Annotated in this window: 13 protein-coding genes and 1 pseudogene; 3 read left to right on the top strand and 11 right to left on the bottom strand. The window is 64.6% G+C overall.

Annotation, left to right across the window (positions count from 1 at the left end; genetic code table 11):
• Positions 1 to 282: 282 nt before the first annotated feature.
• The 5 genes from FJ974_RS14390 to FJ974_RS14370 form a co-directional block, all read right to left on the bottom strand.
• A complete protein-coding gene (locus tag FJ974_RS14390) occupies positions 283 to 651 on the bottom strand; it encodes a helix-turn-helix domain-containing protein (protein ID WP_140537364.1) in 369 nt (122 codons plus the stop codon).
• A 9-nt stretch (positions 652 to 660) separates the two neighbouring features.
• Positions 661 to 903 (bottom strand): type II toxin-antitoxin system RelE family toxin, encoded by a 243-nt coding sequence (locus FJ974_RS14385; RefSeq protein WP_140537366.1) that lies wholly within the window; start codon positions 901 to 903, stop codon positions 661 to 663.
• Positions 904 to 1,031: 128 nt separating this feature from the next.
• On the bottom strand, positions 1,032 to 1,529 hold the full coding sequence (locus FJ974_RS14380; RefSeq protein ID WP_140537367.1) for a MaoC family dehydratase: 498 nt from the start codon (positions 1,527 to 1,529) through the stop codon (positions 1,032 to 1,034).
• A 253-nt stretch (positions 1,530 to 1,782) separates the two neighbouring features.
• Positions 1,783 to 2,211, bottom strand: coding sequence for a phasin family protein (locus FJ974_RS14375; protein WP_140537369.1), 429 nt, complete (start codon positions 2,209 to 2,211; stop codon positions 1,783 to 1,785).
• A gap of 68 nt (positions 2,212 to 2,279) precedes the next feature.
• Positions 2,280 to 3,575, bottom strand: coding sequence for a DUF445 domain-containing protein (locus FJ974_RS14370; RefSeq protein ID WP_140537370.1), 1,296 nt, complete (start codon positions 3,573 to 3,575; stop codon positions 2,280 to 2,282).
• Positions 3,576 to 3,771: 196 nt separating this feature from the next.
• Between FJ974_RS14370 and rirA the strand changes: the two genes are divergently transcribed.
• Entirely contained in the window at positions 3,772 to 4,233 is a 462-nt protein-coding gene (gene rirA, locus FJ974_RS14365; RefSeq protein ID WP_140537372.1) for an iron-responsive transcriptional regulator RirA, read from the top strand.
• On the opposite strand, the gene FJ974_RS14360 is transcribed toward rirA, so the two are convergent.
• The 5 genes and pseudogenes from FJ974_RS14360 to hemP form a co-directional block, all read right to left on the bottom strand.
• Positions 4,234 to 5,022, bottom strand: a complete 789-nt coding sequence (locus FJ974_RS14360) for a heme ABC transporter ATP-binding protein (RefSeq protein ID WP_140537374.1) — start codon at positions 5,020 to 5,022, stop codon at positions 4,234 to 4,236.
• Positions 5,023 to 5,029: 7 nt separating this feature from the next.
• Positions 5,030 to 6,113, bottom strand: a pseudogene (locus tag FJ974_RS14355) (FecCD family ABC transporter permease).
• A 6-nt stretch (positions 6,114 to 6,119) separates the two neighbouring features.
• Entirely contained in the window at positions 6,120 to 7,013 is an 894-nt protein-coding gene (locus tag FJ974_RS14350; protein WP_140537375.1) for a heme/hemin ABC transporter substrate-binding protein, read from the bottom strand.
• A gap of 11 nt (positions 7,014 to 7,024) precedes the next feature.
• The gene (locus FJ974_RS14345) at positions 7,025 to 8,086 is read right to left on the bottom strand and encodes a hemin-degrading factor (RefSeq protein WP_140537377.1); all 1,062 of its coding nucleotides are present in this window, start codon (positions 8,084 to 8,086) and stop codon (positions 7,025 to 7,027) included.
• A gap of 52 nt (positions 8,087 to 8,138) precedes the next feature.
• On the bottom strand, positions 8,139 to 8,345 hold the full coding sequence (hemP, locus tag FJ974_RS14340; RefSeq protein ID WP_140537378.1) for a hemin uptake protein HemP: 207 nt from the start codon (positions 8,343 to 8,345) through the stop codon (positions 8,139 to 8,141).
• A gap of 200 nt (positions 8,346 to 8,545) precedes the next feature.
• On the opposite strand from hemP, the gene FJ974_RS14335 reads away from it, so the two are divergent.
• Both FJ974_RS14335 and FJ974_RS14330 read left to right on the top strand, forming a co-directional pair.
• Positions 8,546 to 10,750 (top strand): TonB-dependent hemoglobin/transferrin/lactoferrin family receptor, encoded by a 2,205-nt coding sequence (locus FJ974_RS14335; protein ID WP_181177251.1) that lies wholly within the window; start codon positions 8,546 to 8,548, stop codon positions 10,748 to 10,750.
• A gap of 131 nt (positions 10,751 to 10,881) precedes the next feature.
• On the top strand, positions 10,882 to 11,820 hold the full coding sequence (locus FJ974_RS14330; protein ID WP_140537380.1) for an energy transducer TonB: 939 nt from the start codon (positions 10,882 to 10,884) through the stop codon (positions 11,818 to 11,820).
• Positions 11,821 to 11,841: 21 nt separating this feature from the next.
• Here FJ974_RS14330 and putA read toward each other — a convergent pair whose 3' ends face one another.
• Positions 11,842 to 15,450, bottom strand: a complete 3,609-nt coding sequence (putA, locus tag FJ974_RS14325; protein WP_140537381.1) for a bifunctional proline dehydrogenase/L-glutamate gamma-semialdehyde dehydrogenase PutA — start codon at positions 15,448 to 15,450, stop codon at positions 11,842 to 11,844.
• Between the last annotated feature and the right edge of the window lie 112 nt (positions 15,451 to 15,562).

Genomic DNA, 15,562 nt, shown 5'->3' with positions numbered 1-15,562 from the left:
GGCCGTAGCCCTTCATGGAGCGCGGGCGCCTGCAATGGCGTCAGCAGGCGAAGGCGGGAGCGGAGCCGGCTTTGAGTCCGTGAGCACCGGCCTATGCCGGCCGTAGCCGATCCGAGGCGTAGACGCTCAGGAAGGCTTTGGCCGGCGAAGGCCGGAAGCAAGCGCGCCATCACGACCATGTTCGACATGCTCGGGCTCGACGATCTGGAGGGCGGAGTGATGCGCGATCCCCTCCTCGTCATCATGGTTGGTCTCTACAGTCCCGCCGCCTTGCGCAGCGTTTCAGGCAAGCCAGCCCGCAGGAACATCCATGGCCCTGGCCAGGCGCTGCATAGTTTCGGCCTTGCCCGTCTTGGCGCGCGCCTCGAGCTCGCTGAGATAGCCCTGGTTGAGGCCGGCTGCCTGGGCAAGCGCCGCCTGGGTGAGGCCCCGCCATTTGCGCACCGCCTTCAGCACGCTGTCGCCGGCCAGCATGGCCGCCGAAACCTGCTCAGGTAGAGCCTGTTCGCCGCGCGCCTCGGCCGCGATGAGCAGCGTCATGCGGTCTTCCGCGTCCTCGTCGCCCAGTTGGGCCAGCAGGGCATCGTATTCGCGGCGCGACATGACGACAAGTTCGTCGCCGCTGTCGGTAGTGATGATCTGAATACCCATTGCTGTCTCCTATCGATAGATTTCCCGGCGGTTGCCTAGCGCCAGAACCGTGATCGTCGTCGCCGCCTCGTCGAAGATGACCCGGTAATCGCCGCTGCGCAGCCGTACCGTCGGCGTGCCGACCATCGCCTTCGCGTCGCCCGTGCCATGCATTGCATAGGCATGCAGTGCCTCGGTGATCTGCACGCGGGCGGACTCGCTCATCTTGTCGAGGGCCTTGGCGGCGGCAGGGGCGAGAACGATCGTTTTCATGGCCAGATATCACTGATAGCAGCAATATTGTCAAGCAATATTGCTACAACTGGGCAATAAGTATTGCGCGGTGAGGGCATGAGGCCCAACGCCATCAGATGGCCGCCGGAGAATTTCCAAACAGTCTCTCAGGCCCCTGCCCGCTTGCGGCGCTCGTAGAGCATGACCAGCGTTTCGGCGGTAAGCGCCGGTTTTGGCTCGCCTTCGATGTCGACGGTGTTTGCCGCCTTCATCAGATACTGGCCGGGCCCGCGATCCTCCATCGAAAGCAGCGTCGTGCGCAGCCTGATGCGGGCGCCGGCCCGCACCGGCGCCAGGAAGCGCACCTTGTCGAAGCCGTAGTTGAAGGCGGCCTGCGTGTTCTCCGGCACGATGCCCATTTCCAGTGCCAGCGCGCCGATGATCGACAGCGTCAGATAGCCATGCGCGATCGTGGTGCGGAACGGGCTCTGCCGTTTCGCACGCTGGGGGTCGACATGAATCCACTGGTGGTCGCCGGTGCATTCGGCGAACTGGTCGATGCGCCGCTGGTCGACCGTCGTCCAGTCGGAGACGCCGATCTCCTGTCCGGCCATCGTCCGCAACTGCTCGAAGGTCGGCGGCGTTCTCGGCCGATTTTCCGTCATTCCCGCTTTCCTGGTGGCTCCAGCAAGTCTCCCGACCACGAACCGGCGGTCGCTGTCAATTCGCAGGCCTGCGATTTCGCCCGCAGGGTTGACGGATTAAAGCATGTCTCCCGAAAGTGTGTAGCGGTTTCGGGGCGAAGACATGCTTGAAATCAAAAACCTAAGCAGACCGGAAACAGCCGGCCGCAAGCGTCGGTTGCAACGCTACTTCAATCCAATCCGAAGTTACGGGAAGCCGGGATGGTCCGGCCTCTCACTTTTTCTCGTAGCCGGCACGGATTTCCGCCATCGCGTCCCTGATCCGGTCGCGCAGGATTTCGATCGATTCGGTGTTGGACCTTCTCACCATGTCAGCCACTTCGCTGGCGTTCTTCAGCGTCGTCTCGAACGATTTTCTGGCGAACTCCGCCTGCTTGGTCATCAGGTCCTGCGGATTGCCGGGGGCCTGGTAGTTCTGCGCCATCTGGGTAGCCTCGCGCAGCGCCTCCTGCAGCATTTCATGCTGCCGCGACAGGACCGAGGTGGCTCCGGCGGCACTTGCCCTGACCGACTTTTCCAGCGCCTCGAGGTTCTTGCGGTGGTGGTCGAGGATCGCCTGCATGTCCACGTTCGGCACTTTGAGATCGCGGCCGAACCTGCTGAACATTTCCAGAAACGTATCGGAGTCCGTTTGCCTTGCCATGTCGTTCACCTCCCGATCCGCCGCGGATGCAGCGCCCATCAGGGACAATAGTGCACCTCCGGCGCGCGTCAATTGACGAGAAACAGCCGTTCGGCCGTGTACAGCACCAGGCCGGCGAGGCCGCCGATGATCATGCCGTTGAAGCGTATATATTGCAGGTCCTTGCCGATGTTCATCTCGATCAGCCGCGTCAGTTGGGCAAGATCCCAGCGCTTGACCTGGTCGGCGATGAATTTCGACACGCCGCTCTTCTGGCTTTCGACGAATGAGGCGAGCGCCACGACGAAGCCCTGGTTCATGTCCGCCCTGATCTGCGTGTCGTCGGCGAGATGCCGGCCGACCTCGACGAACATGTTGGCGAGATGGTCGCGGATCATTGAATTCGGCGCGTTGACATCCTGCTCGATGAACAGGCGCAGGCTTTCCCAAATGTCGCCGGCCAGCGCCTTGACTTCCGGCCTGGTGAGAAAGTCGCGCTTCAGCTTCTCGGCGCGCCTTGCATATTGCTTCGAGGTCCTGAGCCGGTCGATAAAGCCAAGCGCGAAGCGGTCGAATTCGGCGCGCATCGGGTGATTGGGATCGGCTCTCACCTCGTCGAGCAGCGAGCCCGCCGATGCGACGATCTTCTTCAACAGATAGGCGTCGGCGCGAAACAGGTTGAACAGCGATGGCAGTTCCTCGCGGATCTTCTCGCGCATCGTCGCCAAGGCCTGCTCGTCATTCAGAAACCGGCCGACCACCCTGATGAATTCATCGAACAGTTTTTGGTGGCGCCGATCTTCGGTCAGCGCCGACAAAAGCTCGGCGGCAAGCGGCGCCAGCGGCACCTTTTCGATCTGTTCCAGCATGCGGCTGGTGACGAAGTCGCGCAGTCCGGACTGCTCCACCGCGGCAAGCGTCTGGGGCACCAACCGGGCGACGAATCGCGACAGGTCGGCGGCACGTTCAGCGTCGGCCAGCCAGTCGGCGACCAGCGCTGCAAAGTCGACCTCGGTCAGCTTTTCCCGCACCGGCTCCGGCGCCAGGAAATTGGCCTCGATGAAGCGGCCGAGATTGTCGGCGATACGGTGCTGGTTTTCCGGGATGATTGCGGTGTGCGGGATCGGCAGGCCGAGCGGTCGCCGAAACAGCGCCACCACCGCATACCAGTCGGCCAGGCCGCCGATGGTTGCCGCTTCGGCGAAGGCGGCAACGAAACCGAGCCAAGGATAGGCGCCCTCGAAGGATTTCGCCAGGGCAAACACCACGACGCACAGGCCGAGCGTCGCCGCGGCAATGAATTTGATGCGTCTCAGCGCCGACAGCTTGGCCTGTGCATCGGCGTCGAATCGGACCGGCGCGAAGGCCTGAACTGATTGTGACATGGCAGGCCGCTCCTTTTTGCACCCAGGCTTATCTAGTGCCTGCGCCGGCGAAATGCCCGTCCGGCCCACCGATCGCGGTTCGCGCGGTCAGGCACAGAAAGTTGACGAGAATATTCAGCCATCTCGACGCCCTAGTCTGGAATTGTTCCAAACTATAGGCCATATTCGTGCCACGCTAATGTTTCGCGAGGGTACCATGCGGCTTACGCGCCAGACCAACTATGCGATGCGCATCCTGATGTATTGCGCCGCCAATACCGACCGGCTGAGCCGCATTCCGGAGATCGCCGCCGCCTATTCGGTGTCGGAACTGTTCCTGTTCAAGATCCTGCAGCCGCTGGTCGAGGCCGGCCTTGTCGAGACCGTGCGCGGCCGCAACGGCGGCGTGAGGCTCGGCCGCCCGGCCGAGCAGATCAATCTGTTCGATGTCGTGCGCGTCACCGAAGAGAGTTTCGCCATGGCCGAATGCTTCGAGAACGACGCCGCCGAATGCCCGCTGGTCGACAGCTGCGCGCTGAATTCGGCGCTGCGCGAAGCGCTCAACGCCTTCTTCGCCGTGCTCTCGCGTTACACGATCGCCGATCTCGTCGCCGCGCGCCCGAACGTGCGTCACCTGCTCGGCATCGACATGCTGGAGCAGCGCGCCCCTGCGGCCTGATTAGGCTGCTGATTGCGGCAATATGAACGGCATGTTCGCGGCCGGCAGGGCACCGACCTTCAGCCTGCAGTCGAACACCTTTTCGATCAGCTCGTCATTGAGCACGTCCGTCGGCGAGCCCGCGGCCGCCAGTTGGCCGCCGTGCAGCACGAAAATGCGATCGGCGTACATGGCGGTCAGGTTGAGGTCGTGCAGGATGGCCACCACGCCGCCGCCGCGGCGGGCGAAGTCGCGGGCGATGTTCATGATGATCAGCTGGTGCTTGATATCGAGGCCGGAGACCGGCTCGTCGAGGAAAAGGTAGCGCGGCCGCCCTTCGAGCACCGGCGCCCAGACCTGGCAAAGCACGCGGGCAAGCTGCACGCGCTGCTGCTCGCCGCCCGAAAGCTCCTGGTAGAAACGGCCGGCAAAGCCGTCGAGATCGACCCGCGCCAGCGCCCGTTCGGGCAAGCGCGCGTCCTCGCCGGGCAGCACGCCGGAGCGGCCGCCGAGCAGGCCAAGACGAACGATCTCGCGCACCGTGAACGGGAAAGACAGCGATATCGACTGCGGCAGCACCGCGCGAAGCGTGGCGGCTTCCAGCGGCTTCATCGTCGATAGGTCGCATCCGTTGAGAGTGACGGCGCCAGTATAGGAAAGCTCGCCCGACAGCGCCTTGAGCAAGGTCGTCTTGCCGGACCCGTTGGGCCCGACAATGGCCGACACTTCGCCTGGCCGCGCGGTCAAATCGACATGGGCGACGATGCGCTTGCCGCCGAGCGGCACGGAAACGTCGCGTGCTTCGATCATCGGCACCTCACAAATCGACGATGCCGCGCTTGCGCAGCAGGATCCAGAGGAAGAAGGGCGCGCCGGCGACCGCCGTGACGATGCCGATCGGCAGTTCAGCCGGGGCGACGATGGTGCGGGCGACCGCATCGGCGAGCAACAGCAGCGAGGCGCCGAGCAAGGCCGATGCCGGCAGCAGATAGCGGTTGTCCGGACCGATCGCCAGGCGAAGCAGATGCGGGACGATGATGCCGATGAAGCCGATACCGCCGCTGGCGGCGACCGATGCGCCGACCGCCGCCGACACCGCGACGATGGCCGTGTATTTCAGCCGCTGCACCGCAATGCCGAGATGGCCGGCGGTTGCCTCGCCGAGCGCCAGCGCATTGAGGCCGCGCGCCAGGAACGGCATCGTTGCCAGCGCCATCACGATCACCGCCCCGACTGTGCCGATTTTCGGCCATGTCGCGCCGGCAAGCGAGCCGAGCTGCCAAAAGGTCAGGTCGCGCAACTGCCGGTCGTCGGCCACGAAGATCAGCACGCCGGTGAGCGCCATGGCAAGGGCGGCGATCGCGAGACCGGCAAGCAGCATCGTGGCAACCGACGTCCGGCCCTGGCGTGTGGCGATGGCATAGAGCAGCAACGTCACCGCCAGGCCGCCGAAGAACGCCGCCAACGGCAAGGCGAGCGTACCAAGCGCAATGGTGAGCGGCGCAAGCCAGGTCGTGCCGAGCACGATGATGGCCACCGCGCCGAGGCTCGATCCGGCGGAGACGCCGATCAGGCCTGGATCGGCAAGCGGGTTGCGGAACAGGCCCTGCAACACCGCGCCAGAGACGGCGAGTGCCGCGCCGATCAGCACGCCGAGCAAAACCCGCGGCATGCGGATGTCATAGACGATCAGCCGGTCGCGCGCGGCCAGCACCGCGTCATCCGGCACGGCGCCGGTAAACCAGTCGCGACGCATCGGAGGCGCCCGACGTCAGCGAGACGAACATGGAAAGCGCAAGCGCCAGGCACAGAAGCAGGATGACAAGCCTTGCCCGTGTCGAGCGGTCGCCATCGGCTGCCGTCGCCCTACCCGCCGCGCCTGTGATCGACTGTTCGGCCATCGCCGGTCAGTCCGTGACCTGGTTGCCGTATAGCGAGACGGCAAGGTCGTGGATGGCGTCAGCCGTGCGCGGTCCGAAGCCGAGCAGATAACCGCCATCCATGCTGATCACCTTGCGCGCCGCGCCCGCGGGCGTCGAGGCGATAGAAGGGTTGGCGAACAGCTCATCCTCGGAGACCGGCGGCCCGGCGTTCTTCATCGTCAAAATCACATCCGGCCTTGCGGTAACGATCGCCTCGTCCGACATCTGCTTGTAGCCGCAGAAGCCCTTGACCGCGTTGACCGCGCCGGCCAGCTTGACGATGCCGTCGCCGGCGGTGTCGCAGCCGGCGGCAAGGATCTTGCCACCCTGGATCGACAGCACGAACAGGACGCGCTTGCGCTCCTTGATCGAGGCGGTCTGTTTTTCGGCCGCCTTCAGCTTGGCGTCCGTCGCGGCAGCAAGCTTCTCGGCCTTCGCCTCGACGCCGAGCGCCATGCCGACGATACGGATCTTTTCGAGGATGCCGCCATGACTATAGTGCTCAGGCACTTCGATGAAGGGGATGCTGCTTTTCTTCAGCACATCGACCGCCTTCCGCGGGCCGCTGCCGTGCAGGGCCAGGATGCCGCTCGGATTGACCGACAGCACGCCTTCCGGCGACAGCGCACGCATATAGCCGACATCGGGAAGTTTCAGCGCCGCCTCCGGGTAGTGGCTGGTTGAATCGCGGGCGACGAGATGGCCTTCTTCGCCGAGCGCGTAGACGATCTCGGTGATCGACCCGCCGATGGACGCTATCCGCGAGGTGTCGGAGAAGGCTGTCGTACCTTCGTTGGCCTCGACGGGTGGAGCGGCGATGGCAAGCAAAGCGCCGAGCATCGGCGCAAGCGCCGAGCGGAAACTGAAAACAACACGCATTGGGTCTTGCCTTATGCAGCGGTCGGGCTGGGAATGCGGGGCAGGTTTTCAGCAAGGAAGCGCCAATCCTCGCGCTCGCCCTCGCCTTCGTGGCGCTTGCCGAAGAACTGGATGATCATGCTGCCGTTGGCGTCATAGGCTTCGAGCGACGTGACATGGCCGCCCCTGGTCGGCTTGCGCACCGCCCAGACTTCCTGGATGTGGTCGGTCCTGAGGTGCAGGTGGAAGGTCTCATCGACCACGTTGATCCACGGCCCCATCGACTTGATCGATTTGATCGGGCCGGAATGGATCTGGATGCAGCCGCGGTTGCCCACGAAGCACATGATCGGCATCTCGCTTTTGACCGCGTGGTGGAACATGGCGCCGACGGCATCCCTGTCGAGCAGCCAGGCAAAATCCTGGCCGACCATGCGCACCGCCTCGCGGCGGCTGAGCTTCAGCGTCTTCAGCATGCCGAAGAACTGATGCACGTCGGTCAGCCGGCTCCAGCGGTCGCGCAGATCGTCGATGCTTGCGGCCGCGCCTTGGATCTCGCCATCATTTTCTGGCGCGCTTGGGGCAATCGCGACGGTCGGCTCCTGGTTCGACGATTCCAGCCCCGCCACCAGTTTCTGATAGGCATAGAGGTTCGATGCGGGCCGCAGATGCACCTTGTGTAGTGCCTCGCCGGCCGCGTCGAAAAACTGCAGGCTGCGGCGGATGTCGCCACCGTCCCGCTTCTCGACGGCAAAGCCGTGCGCCCACACTTTCGGGAAGATGCGCAGGTCGATGTTTTCGCCGAGCACCATGGCATTGTGGTTGCCGGTGACGATCTTGTCGTAGACGCCGATCTTCTCGTGCACGGCGCTTTCATTGCGGGTCAGCGCCATCACCTCGCCGACCGCTTCGAGGCCGGTCAAAAGGTCGTTGACACGCGGCTCGATGCGCATTGCGCCCAGGCCGCAATAGGCCGCGACCAGTTCCGCTTCCGAAATGCCCAATTGCGCCGCAAGATCGCGCTCGCGCATTTTTGGATTGTCCTCCCGAGCTCGCCGGATTTCACCCGGCGAGGGTTTTACGCGCTGGTCCATGCCGTCCACCTGCCTGTCTTCTGGATGCTCGTCTTCTGACTGCTGATCTTGCTTACTTGTTGAGGATCAGCTTGCCCTGGCGGGTGATCTTCAGGCGGTAAAGCGCGCCATGATGCTCGATGCCGATCTCGTGCTCGCCCTGGAACAGCATGTTGCTGGACAGCGTTCTCACCGCCATCGGCACCCGCTGGAAACGTTCGGCCGTATCGTCTGAACGGCGGACGCGATAGCGGAAATCGTTGGGGTTGTGCGTGTTCATCGGGTTGGTCCCTTTCCTGTGCCGGCCGTCTGGCCGGGCCTCACATAAAATGCCGATTCATTTCTTGACTGGAATGGTCATGTTTAATAGCAGTGCATTACCGGACTAAATGAGTCAACATTTAAGACGCCGGACGTGATCAAAAATGCGAGCGAGCCCCACGCCAGCCAGCATCGAGCCTGAAAATCTGGAGTTGGGGCATGGGGTTGGTGAATTGGACGGGGCTGGCGGATGCGAGCCCGGGCTTTCTATCGATGGCGCGCAGCATTGCAGTGTTGATGGCCGGAGCCGCGGTCATCGCGCTCTGTACGCCCGCCGCAAACGCCCAACAGGCAGCGCAGCCGGCGGCCGAGCATCCGGCCGACCAATCGAAAAAGACTGACGAGAAGGCGCCCGGCGAGGCAACGCTGCTCGACAAGATCCTCGTAATCAGCCGCACCGGCGAGACGGCGATCCAGTCGCTGGCCTCGGCCAGCCATGTCGACCGGGAGCAGCTCGAGCGCCGCATGGCGACGACGCCGAACGAAATGCTGCTCGGCGTGCCCGGCGTCGCCGTGCAGGCCGACGCCAGGCGCGTCAGCTCCAGCATCAACATCCGCGGCCTGCAGGATTTCGGCCGCGTCGCGGTGATCGTCGATGGCGCCAGGCAGGATTTCCAGCGCTCGGACCACGGCACGCAATCGACCTTCTACGTCGATCCCGAGCTCATCAAATCCGTTGATGTGATCCGCGGCCCGGTCGCCAATACTTATGGATCAGGCGCCATCGGCGGCGTCGTCTTCTTCGACACCAAGGACGCCGAGGATTTTCTGAAGCCAGAGGAGACCTGGGGTGCTTCGGTGACCGGGCGCTATGAAAGCAACGGCAAGGGCTGGACCACCATCGCCACCGGCGCCTACCGCTTGAACGAGAATTGGGATGCGCTGGGCAACATCGTCTACCGCAACTACGGCGACTACGAGAACGGCAGCGGCGACACCGTTGCCGGCACCGGCTTCGATGTGCTGAGCGGCCTGCTCAAGACCACCATCCGCCCGAGCGAGAACAGCGAACTGAAGCTCGGCTGGGTCGGCTCCAGCGACGGCTGGACGGAGACCAGCGGCGGCGTGCCGGCGAACGACGTCGATTTGAAGTCGAACACTTTTACCGCCCGTTACAACATCACCGACGACGCCAGGAGCTGGCTCGACCTGCACATCAACGCCTCCTACAACAAGACCAATCTCGACTTGACGACTCTTGTTCCGCAAAACCGCTTCGACCCGGCCACGGGCCTTCCCGTCGTGCTGCCGGTCGGCTCGCTGTCGACCTTCGATGTCGGCACAAGCGGCATCGATGTCTGGAACACGTCGCGCTTCGAGACGGGAGGCGTCGCGCATGAGCTGACCTATGGCGGCGACTGGGTCGGCGACGATGTCGATACCGGCGGCAGCGCCGGCGGCGACAGCTTCTACACGCCTAGCGGCAGGCGCAACGTCTCCGGCGCCTACATCCAGGACAAGCTGACCTGGGACTGGCTCGAGGTGATCACCGGCCTGCGCTACGACAATTACAGCCTGAAGGATGACACCCACGAAACATCCGGCAACCGGCTGTCGCCGCGCATCACAATCGGCGTCTCGCCCTTCGAAAGCGCCGGCCTTGCCGGTCTGCAGTTTTACGGCACTTATGCCGAAGGCTACCGGTCGCCCTCGCTGACGGAAACGCTGATCAGCGGCAACCACCCGGCCGGCGTCACCTTCCCCTTCCTGCCCAATCCCAATCTCAGGCCCGAAACCGGCAAGACGGTCGAATTCGGCGTGAACTACAGGCAGAACGACATTTTCGAGCCCGGCGACGCGTTTCGTTTGAAAGCAGCGTACTTCAACAACAATGTCGACGATTACATCGACGGCGTGACGCTGTCGCCCTTCGATCCGACGAGCGGCTGCCCGTTCGGCCCCGGTATCCCGATCTGCTTCCAGTACCAGAACTTCGCCAAGGCCAAGATCAACGGCTTCGAGCTGGAAAGCGTCTATGATGCCGGCTGGGGCTATGCGGGCCTCTCGGCCTCGATCACCAATGGTCACACGATCTCTTACAAAGGCGAGCGGGCCGACCTTGCCACCATCCCCTCCTCGCAGGTGACGGCGCAGCTCGGCTTGCGCTTCCTCGAGGACAAGCTGACCGTCGGCGGCGAGGTGCAGTACAATGGCAAGCCCAAGGGCAATCCGGTGGCCGAGGACTATACGCTGGTCAACGCCTTTGCCAGCTATCAGGCGACCGACAGTCTCAAGGTCGATTTCCGCGCCGACAATCTGTTCGACGTCAAATACGCCAACCCGCTGAACGGCAGCACCACCGCGGTCGTCTATGAACCGGGCATCACGCTGAAGCTGGCGGCAACCCTGCGCTTTGGAGGCTGACGGCGGGAGCTTCGAGCCGGCACGAGACGCCTTTGCGTGGCCCCGGCCGGCATCGGCTGGGCACCCCGCTTGCGGCAACCGATCTTGATTTGACATTTTCGCGCCGCTTGCGGCAGGTCTCGTCGCGAGACATGCAGGACATCAACCCCCTTCCCGACACCGAGAGCGAACTGGCGATCCCGCCGGCCGAGCCGCTTGCGCAGACGACGGGTTGGGCCGGAGACCGCAAATGGATGCTGGCGATTATCGTCTCCGGCTTGCTCCATGCCGCTGTTGCCGCGGCATTCCTGATCGCACCGGCCGGGGCGTTCGATTCCATCGAGGCGATTCAGGCCGAAGGCGCCGATCAGAATGGCACAAACGTCCTCGGCAGCGCCTTGGATGATCAGGGGCCCGCAGCGGTGAATATTGCCTTGGTGCCGGATCCGCAGCCGCCCAAACCCCGGACCGTCCAGCCCGCGCCGCCAGGGGAGGCGCTGCAACCGGCAAGCGGGCCGGCGATGCCGGAAGCCGTCAAGGAATCGACCCGCGCACCGGATATTCTGGCGGCCAAGACCCCAGGCCAGGATGATCCCGCCGCGAGCAGTGGGCCGGCAGCGCCCGCGATCCGGCCGGAAGCCACCGAAGCGACGCCTGCCGAACCCGCGCAGCCACCGGCCCCGAGCGCGCCCGCCGGATCGGCCGGGTCAAGTCAAGCCACTGATTCGCGAGGCACGGCAAATGGCGATGCGCGCGATGCGGGGGGCGTTGCCAGCAAGGGCAAGAAACAGGCGGCCACCGGCAATGCCATGGAATCTCACTACAGCGGTGAAGTCCAGAAGAAGCTTGCCCGCGCCAGCCGTCGCGTGTCGAAATCGATCCAGGCCGAGGCTCGCAACAATGCAAGGGTCATTTTCGTCGTCATGGCCGACGGCAGCATCGGCGACCTGCAACTCGCCGAAAGTTCAGGATCTGTCGAGCTCGATCAATTCGCTCTGAAACTGGTGCGCCAGCAAGCCCCGTTCCCTCCCATTCCACCCGAGACGGGAAGATCGAGTTGGGTGTTCAAGGCGCGGATCGGTCCATTTTAAAGCCTCCGCTGAGGTGCATTGCTATGCCGCCGCCAGCAGGCTGGCATTGCCGCCGGCGGCTGTAGTGTCGACGCATACGGCTCGTTCATGCGCGTAGGCGGCGGGATAAAACACCTCTGTGACCAACGGCACGATCGGTCCGGCACGCTCGGCAATCACCTTGCGCACGACGCGCGCTGCCTCCGGCGTGCCGGAGAAGGCGACGACATCGACGCGCAGCGAGCGTGCCTCGATCGGGTCGGGCCGGCCGTCGATCGCCGCCAGCGGCAGGCCCTTGCCCGTCAGCGTCGACAGCGCCGCCGGCGCGCCCGGCGCTACCGCCAGAACGGCATTGCCGGCAGCGAGCGCCTGGATTGTCTGGGCAAGCAGCGTGTCGGCATCCGGCCCAAGGGCGAGCACGCGGCCGCGTGGCGACAGCGACAGCGTGTTGGCTTCCCCCGTCGGCCCGGGCAGGTCGACCTGGCCGAAATCGAGGCCGGCGGCGGCGGCGATCGCCGCAGCACCCTTGCCGCGCAGATGCTTCCTCAGGATCGCCACACGGTCCGGCCGCGTCGACCAACCGCCAAGCGTCGGGTCAGGCAGATTGTCGGCAAGCTCGGTTGCCGTCACCTTGTGGCCTTCGCCGACCTCCGTGCCGGCCTCTGGTCCCCTGCGGAAGCGGCGCAGATAATGCGGCCCGCCGGCCTTCGGCCCGGTGCCCGACAGCCCCTCGCCGCCGAACGGCTGCGAACCGACGACGGCGCCGATCTGATTGCGGTTGACATAGATGTTGCCGGCATGGATGCCGTCGACGAAATGCTGGACGCGGCCCTCGATGCGGGTGTGCAGGCCGAAGGTCAGGCCGTAATCCTTGCGGTTGATGGCGGCGATGACGGCGTCGATATCGTCGGCGTCGAAGGTCGCGACATGCAGCACGGGGCCGAACACCTCGCGCTCCATCTCTTCGATCCCTTTGACGCGAAAGACATGCGGCGCGACGAAGCGGCCCGTGGCCGGGACTTCCAGCCTGGCGATCAGCCGGCCCTCAAGCGCCTTCTTCTTGCAATAGTCGCTGATCGAGCCTTGCGCCTCGTCGTCGATGACCGGTCCGACATCGGTCGAGATCAGCCATGGGTTGCCGACATTGAGCGCCTCCATCGCGCCCTTCAGCATCTCAAGCATCTTCTTCTCGACGTCCTTCTGGACATAGAGCACGCGCAGCGCCGAGCAGCGCTGGCCGGCGCTCTGGAAGGCCGAGGCGAGAATATCGCGCACCGCCTGTTCGGGCAGCGCGGTGGAATCGACGATCATGGCGTTCAGCCCGCCGGTTTCGGCGATCAGCATGGCGTCGGGCGCGGCGGTCTCGGCCAGTTGCTTCTCGATCAGCTTGGCGACCTCGGTCGAGCCGGTGAAGCAGACGCCGGCGATGCGCGGGTCGGCCGTGAGCGGACCGCCCACCGATGGGCCATCGCCCGGCAGCAGCTGGATGACGTCTTCCGGGATGCCGGCTTCGCGCAGCATCTCGACAGCGCGAAAAGCGATCAGCGGCGTCTGCTCGGCCGGTTTGGCGATCACCGAGTTACCGGTGACGAGCGCAGCAGCGATCTGGCCGGTGAAGATGGCGAGCGGGAAATTCCACGGCGAGATGCACACGATTGCGCCGCGTGCCACGGTGCCTGCTTCGGCATTGGCAGCTTCGGCAGCGTAATAGCGCAGGAAATCGACGGCCTCGCGCACTTCGGCGACGCCGTCGGCGAGCGATTTGCCGGCCTCGCGGGTGGCAAGCGCGAAGAATTCGACCGCATTGGCTTCATAAAGATCGGCGGCGCGATTGAGAATGGCGGCGCGCTCGGCGACAGGGCGCCTGGCCCAGGCCGGCTGCGCCTCGACGGCGATGCGTACCGCGGTCGCCACCTGCTTGGCCGCCGCCTCCTGCACCGTGCCGACCACTTCGTCCGGCTTTGCCGGATTGATGATCTGGCGCTGCTTGCCGTAACCGGCGGCACGCGTGATCGGCTTGGCACGCCAGCGGCCGGCACCGGCAAATGCGGCCCTGGCCTTCTCGATGGCGTCCAGCGTCACACTATCGGTGATGTCGAACCCCTTGGAATTGCGCCGGCCGGTGCCGAAGATCGCGGCTGGGCGCAAAATCGCCGGGTTGGCGGCCGGACCTTGTTTTTCCACTGCCTCAAGCGGATCGCGGGCGATTTCCTCCGGCTCTACCTCTTCGTCGGTCAGCTGGTGGACAAAGGATGAGTTGGCACCGTTCTCCAGCAGCCGCCGTACCAGATAGGCGAGCAGGTCGGAATGGGCGCCGACCGGCGCATAGATGCGGCAGCGCGTGCGTTCAGCCTTGCGCACCGTCTCGTGCAGCGCCTCACCCATGCCATGCAGGCGCTGGAATTCGAAAGAATCGCGGTCCGTCGCCATCGACAGGATGGCGGCCACCGTATGCGCATTATGGGTGGCGAACTGCGGATAGATGCGGTCGGTCATCGACAGCAGTTTTCGCGCGCAGGCCAGGTAAGACACGTCGGTGTTGGCCTTGCGGGTGAAGACCGGATAGCCGGCAAGGCCGAGCGTCTGCGCCCGCTTGATCTCGGTGTCCCAATAGGCGCCCTTGACCAGCCGCACCATGATGTTGCGGTTGTATTTCTTGGCGAGCGCATGGAGCCAGTCGATGACGAAGGCCGCGCGGGGGCCATAGGCCTGCACCACAACGCCGAACCCGTTCCAGCCGGCGAGCTCCGGCTCGGCCAGCACCCGTTCGATGACATCGAGCGACAGGTCGAGCCGGTCGGCCTCCTCGGCATCGATATTGAGCCCCATGCGAGAATGCCGCGCTGCGAGCGCCAGCGACAAGAGCCGCTCGGCCATGACCGGCAGCATCTTTTCCTTCTGCGCCACCTCGTATCGCGGATGCAGGGCCGAAAGCTTGACAGAGATGCCAGGGTTCTGGCGGATATCGGGACCGTTCGACCCGGAATCGAGCGATGAAATCGCGTCCGCATAGGCTTTGTGATAGCGCAGCGCATCCGCTTCGGTGCGGGCCGCCTCGCCCAGCATGTCGAAGGAGTAGAGATAGCCTTTTTGCGTCATCGGCCTGCCGCGCTTGACCGCTTCGGCGATGGTGCGGCCTAGCACGAACTGCTCGCCCATTTCGCGCATGGCAGCCGCGACTGCTTTTCGAATGACCGGTTCGCCAAGCCTGCGCACCATGGCGCGCAACGTGCCTTCGATGCCGCCCTCGCCTTCGTCGAGCACGCGGCCGGTCAGCATCAGCGCCCAGGTCGAGGCGTTGACGAAGATCGAGCTCGAACCGCCCGAATGCGCCGACCAGTCGTGCGGCGCGATCTTGTCGGCGATGAGGTCGTCCATCGTCTCGGCGTCGGGCACGCGCAGCAGCGCCTCGGCGAGACACATCAGCGCCACGCCTTCTTTCGTTGACAGGCCGTAAGCCGAGAGAAAAACCTCCATCAGCCGCGGATCGGAGGAGCCGCGCACCGCGCGCACCAGGTCGGCGGCGCGGGCAGAGATCGCCTTGCGGTCTTGCGCCGAAAGCCCGGCCGCCCCCGACAGGCGCTTCACCGCTTCGTCTTCATCGGGCAAATAATTGGCGCGGATCTGCTGGCGGATGGCGTCGAGCGGCATGTCGGGTCCATGAAAGCAAGCGTTAGGGAGCGGTCTGGCGGCCACCGGACCGATTGGCGCAAGCTAGCACAGCCAAGGGCGCAGGTCGGTCCAAAGAAATCGTCAGAGCAGT

The organism is Mesorhizobium sp. B1-1-8, from assembly GCF_006442795.2.
Classification (GTDB): domain Bacteria; phylum Pseudomonadota; class Alphaproteobacteria; order Rhizobiales; family Rhizobiaceae; genus Mesorhizobium.
The sequence above is the reverse complement of the archived record's forward strand: the minus strand, read 5'-3'. Positions and strand labels throughout refer to the sequence as shown.

Coding starts and splice junctions, on each gene's coding strand:
- FJ974_RS14390 (WP_140537364.1), bottom strand. CDS start 651: ATGGGTATTCAGATCATCACTACCGACAGCGGCGACGAACTTGTCGTC.
- FJ974_RS14385 (WP_140537366.1), bottom strand. CDS start 903: ATGAAAACGATCGTTCTCGCCCCTGCCGCCGCCAAGGCCCTCGACAAG.
- FJ974_RS14380 (WP_140537367.1), bottom strand. CDS start 1,529: ATGACGGAAAATCGGCCGAGAACGCCGCCGACCTTCGAGCAGTTGCGG.
- FJ974_RS14375 (WP_140537369.1), bottom strand. CDS start 2,211: ATGGCAAGGCAAACGGACTCCGATACGTTTCTGGAAATGTTCAGCAGG.
- FJ974_RS14370 (WP_140537370.1), bottom strand. CDS start 3,575: ATGTCACAATCAGTTCAGGCCTTCGCGCCGGTCCGATTCGACGCCGAT.
- rirA (WP_140537372.1), top strand. CDS start 3,772: ATGCGGCTTACGCGCCAGACCAACTATGCGATGCGCATCCTGATGTAT.
- FJ974_RS14360 (WP_140537374.1), bottom strand. CDS start 5,022: ATGATCGAAGCACGCGACGTTTCCGTGCCGCTCGGCGGCAAGCGCATC.
- FJ974_RS14350 (WP_140537375.1), bottom strand. CDS start 7,013: ATGCGTGTTGTTTTCAGTTTCCGCTCGGCGCTTGCGCCGATGCTCGGC.
- FJ974_RS14345 (WP_140537377.1), bottom strand. CDS start 8,086: ATGGACCAGCGCGTAAAACCCTCGCCGGGTGAAATCCGGCGAGCTCGG.
- hemP (WP_140537378.1), bottom strand. CDS start 8,345: ATGAACACGCACAACCCCAACGATTTCCGCTATCGCGTCCGCCGTTCA.
- FJ974_RS14335 (WP_181177251.1), top strand. CDS start 8,546: ATGGGGTTGGTGAATTGGACGGGGCTGGCGGATGCGAGCCCGGGCTTT.
- FJ974_RS14330 (WP_140537380.1), top strand. CDS start 10,882: ATGCAGGACATCAACCCCCTTCCCGACACCGAGAGCGAACTGGCGATC.
- putA (WP_140537381.1), bottom strand. CDS start 15,450: ATGCCGCTCGACGCCATCCGCCAGCAGATCCGCGCCAATTATTTGCCC.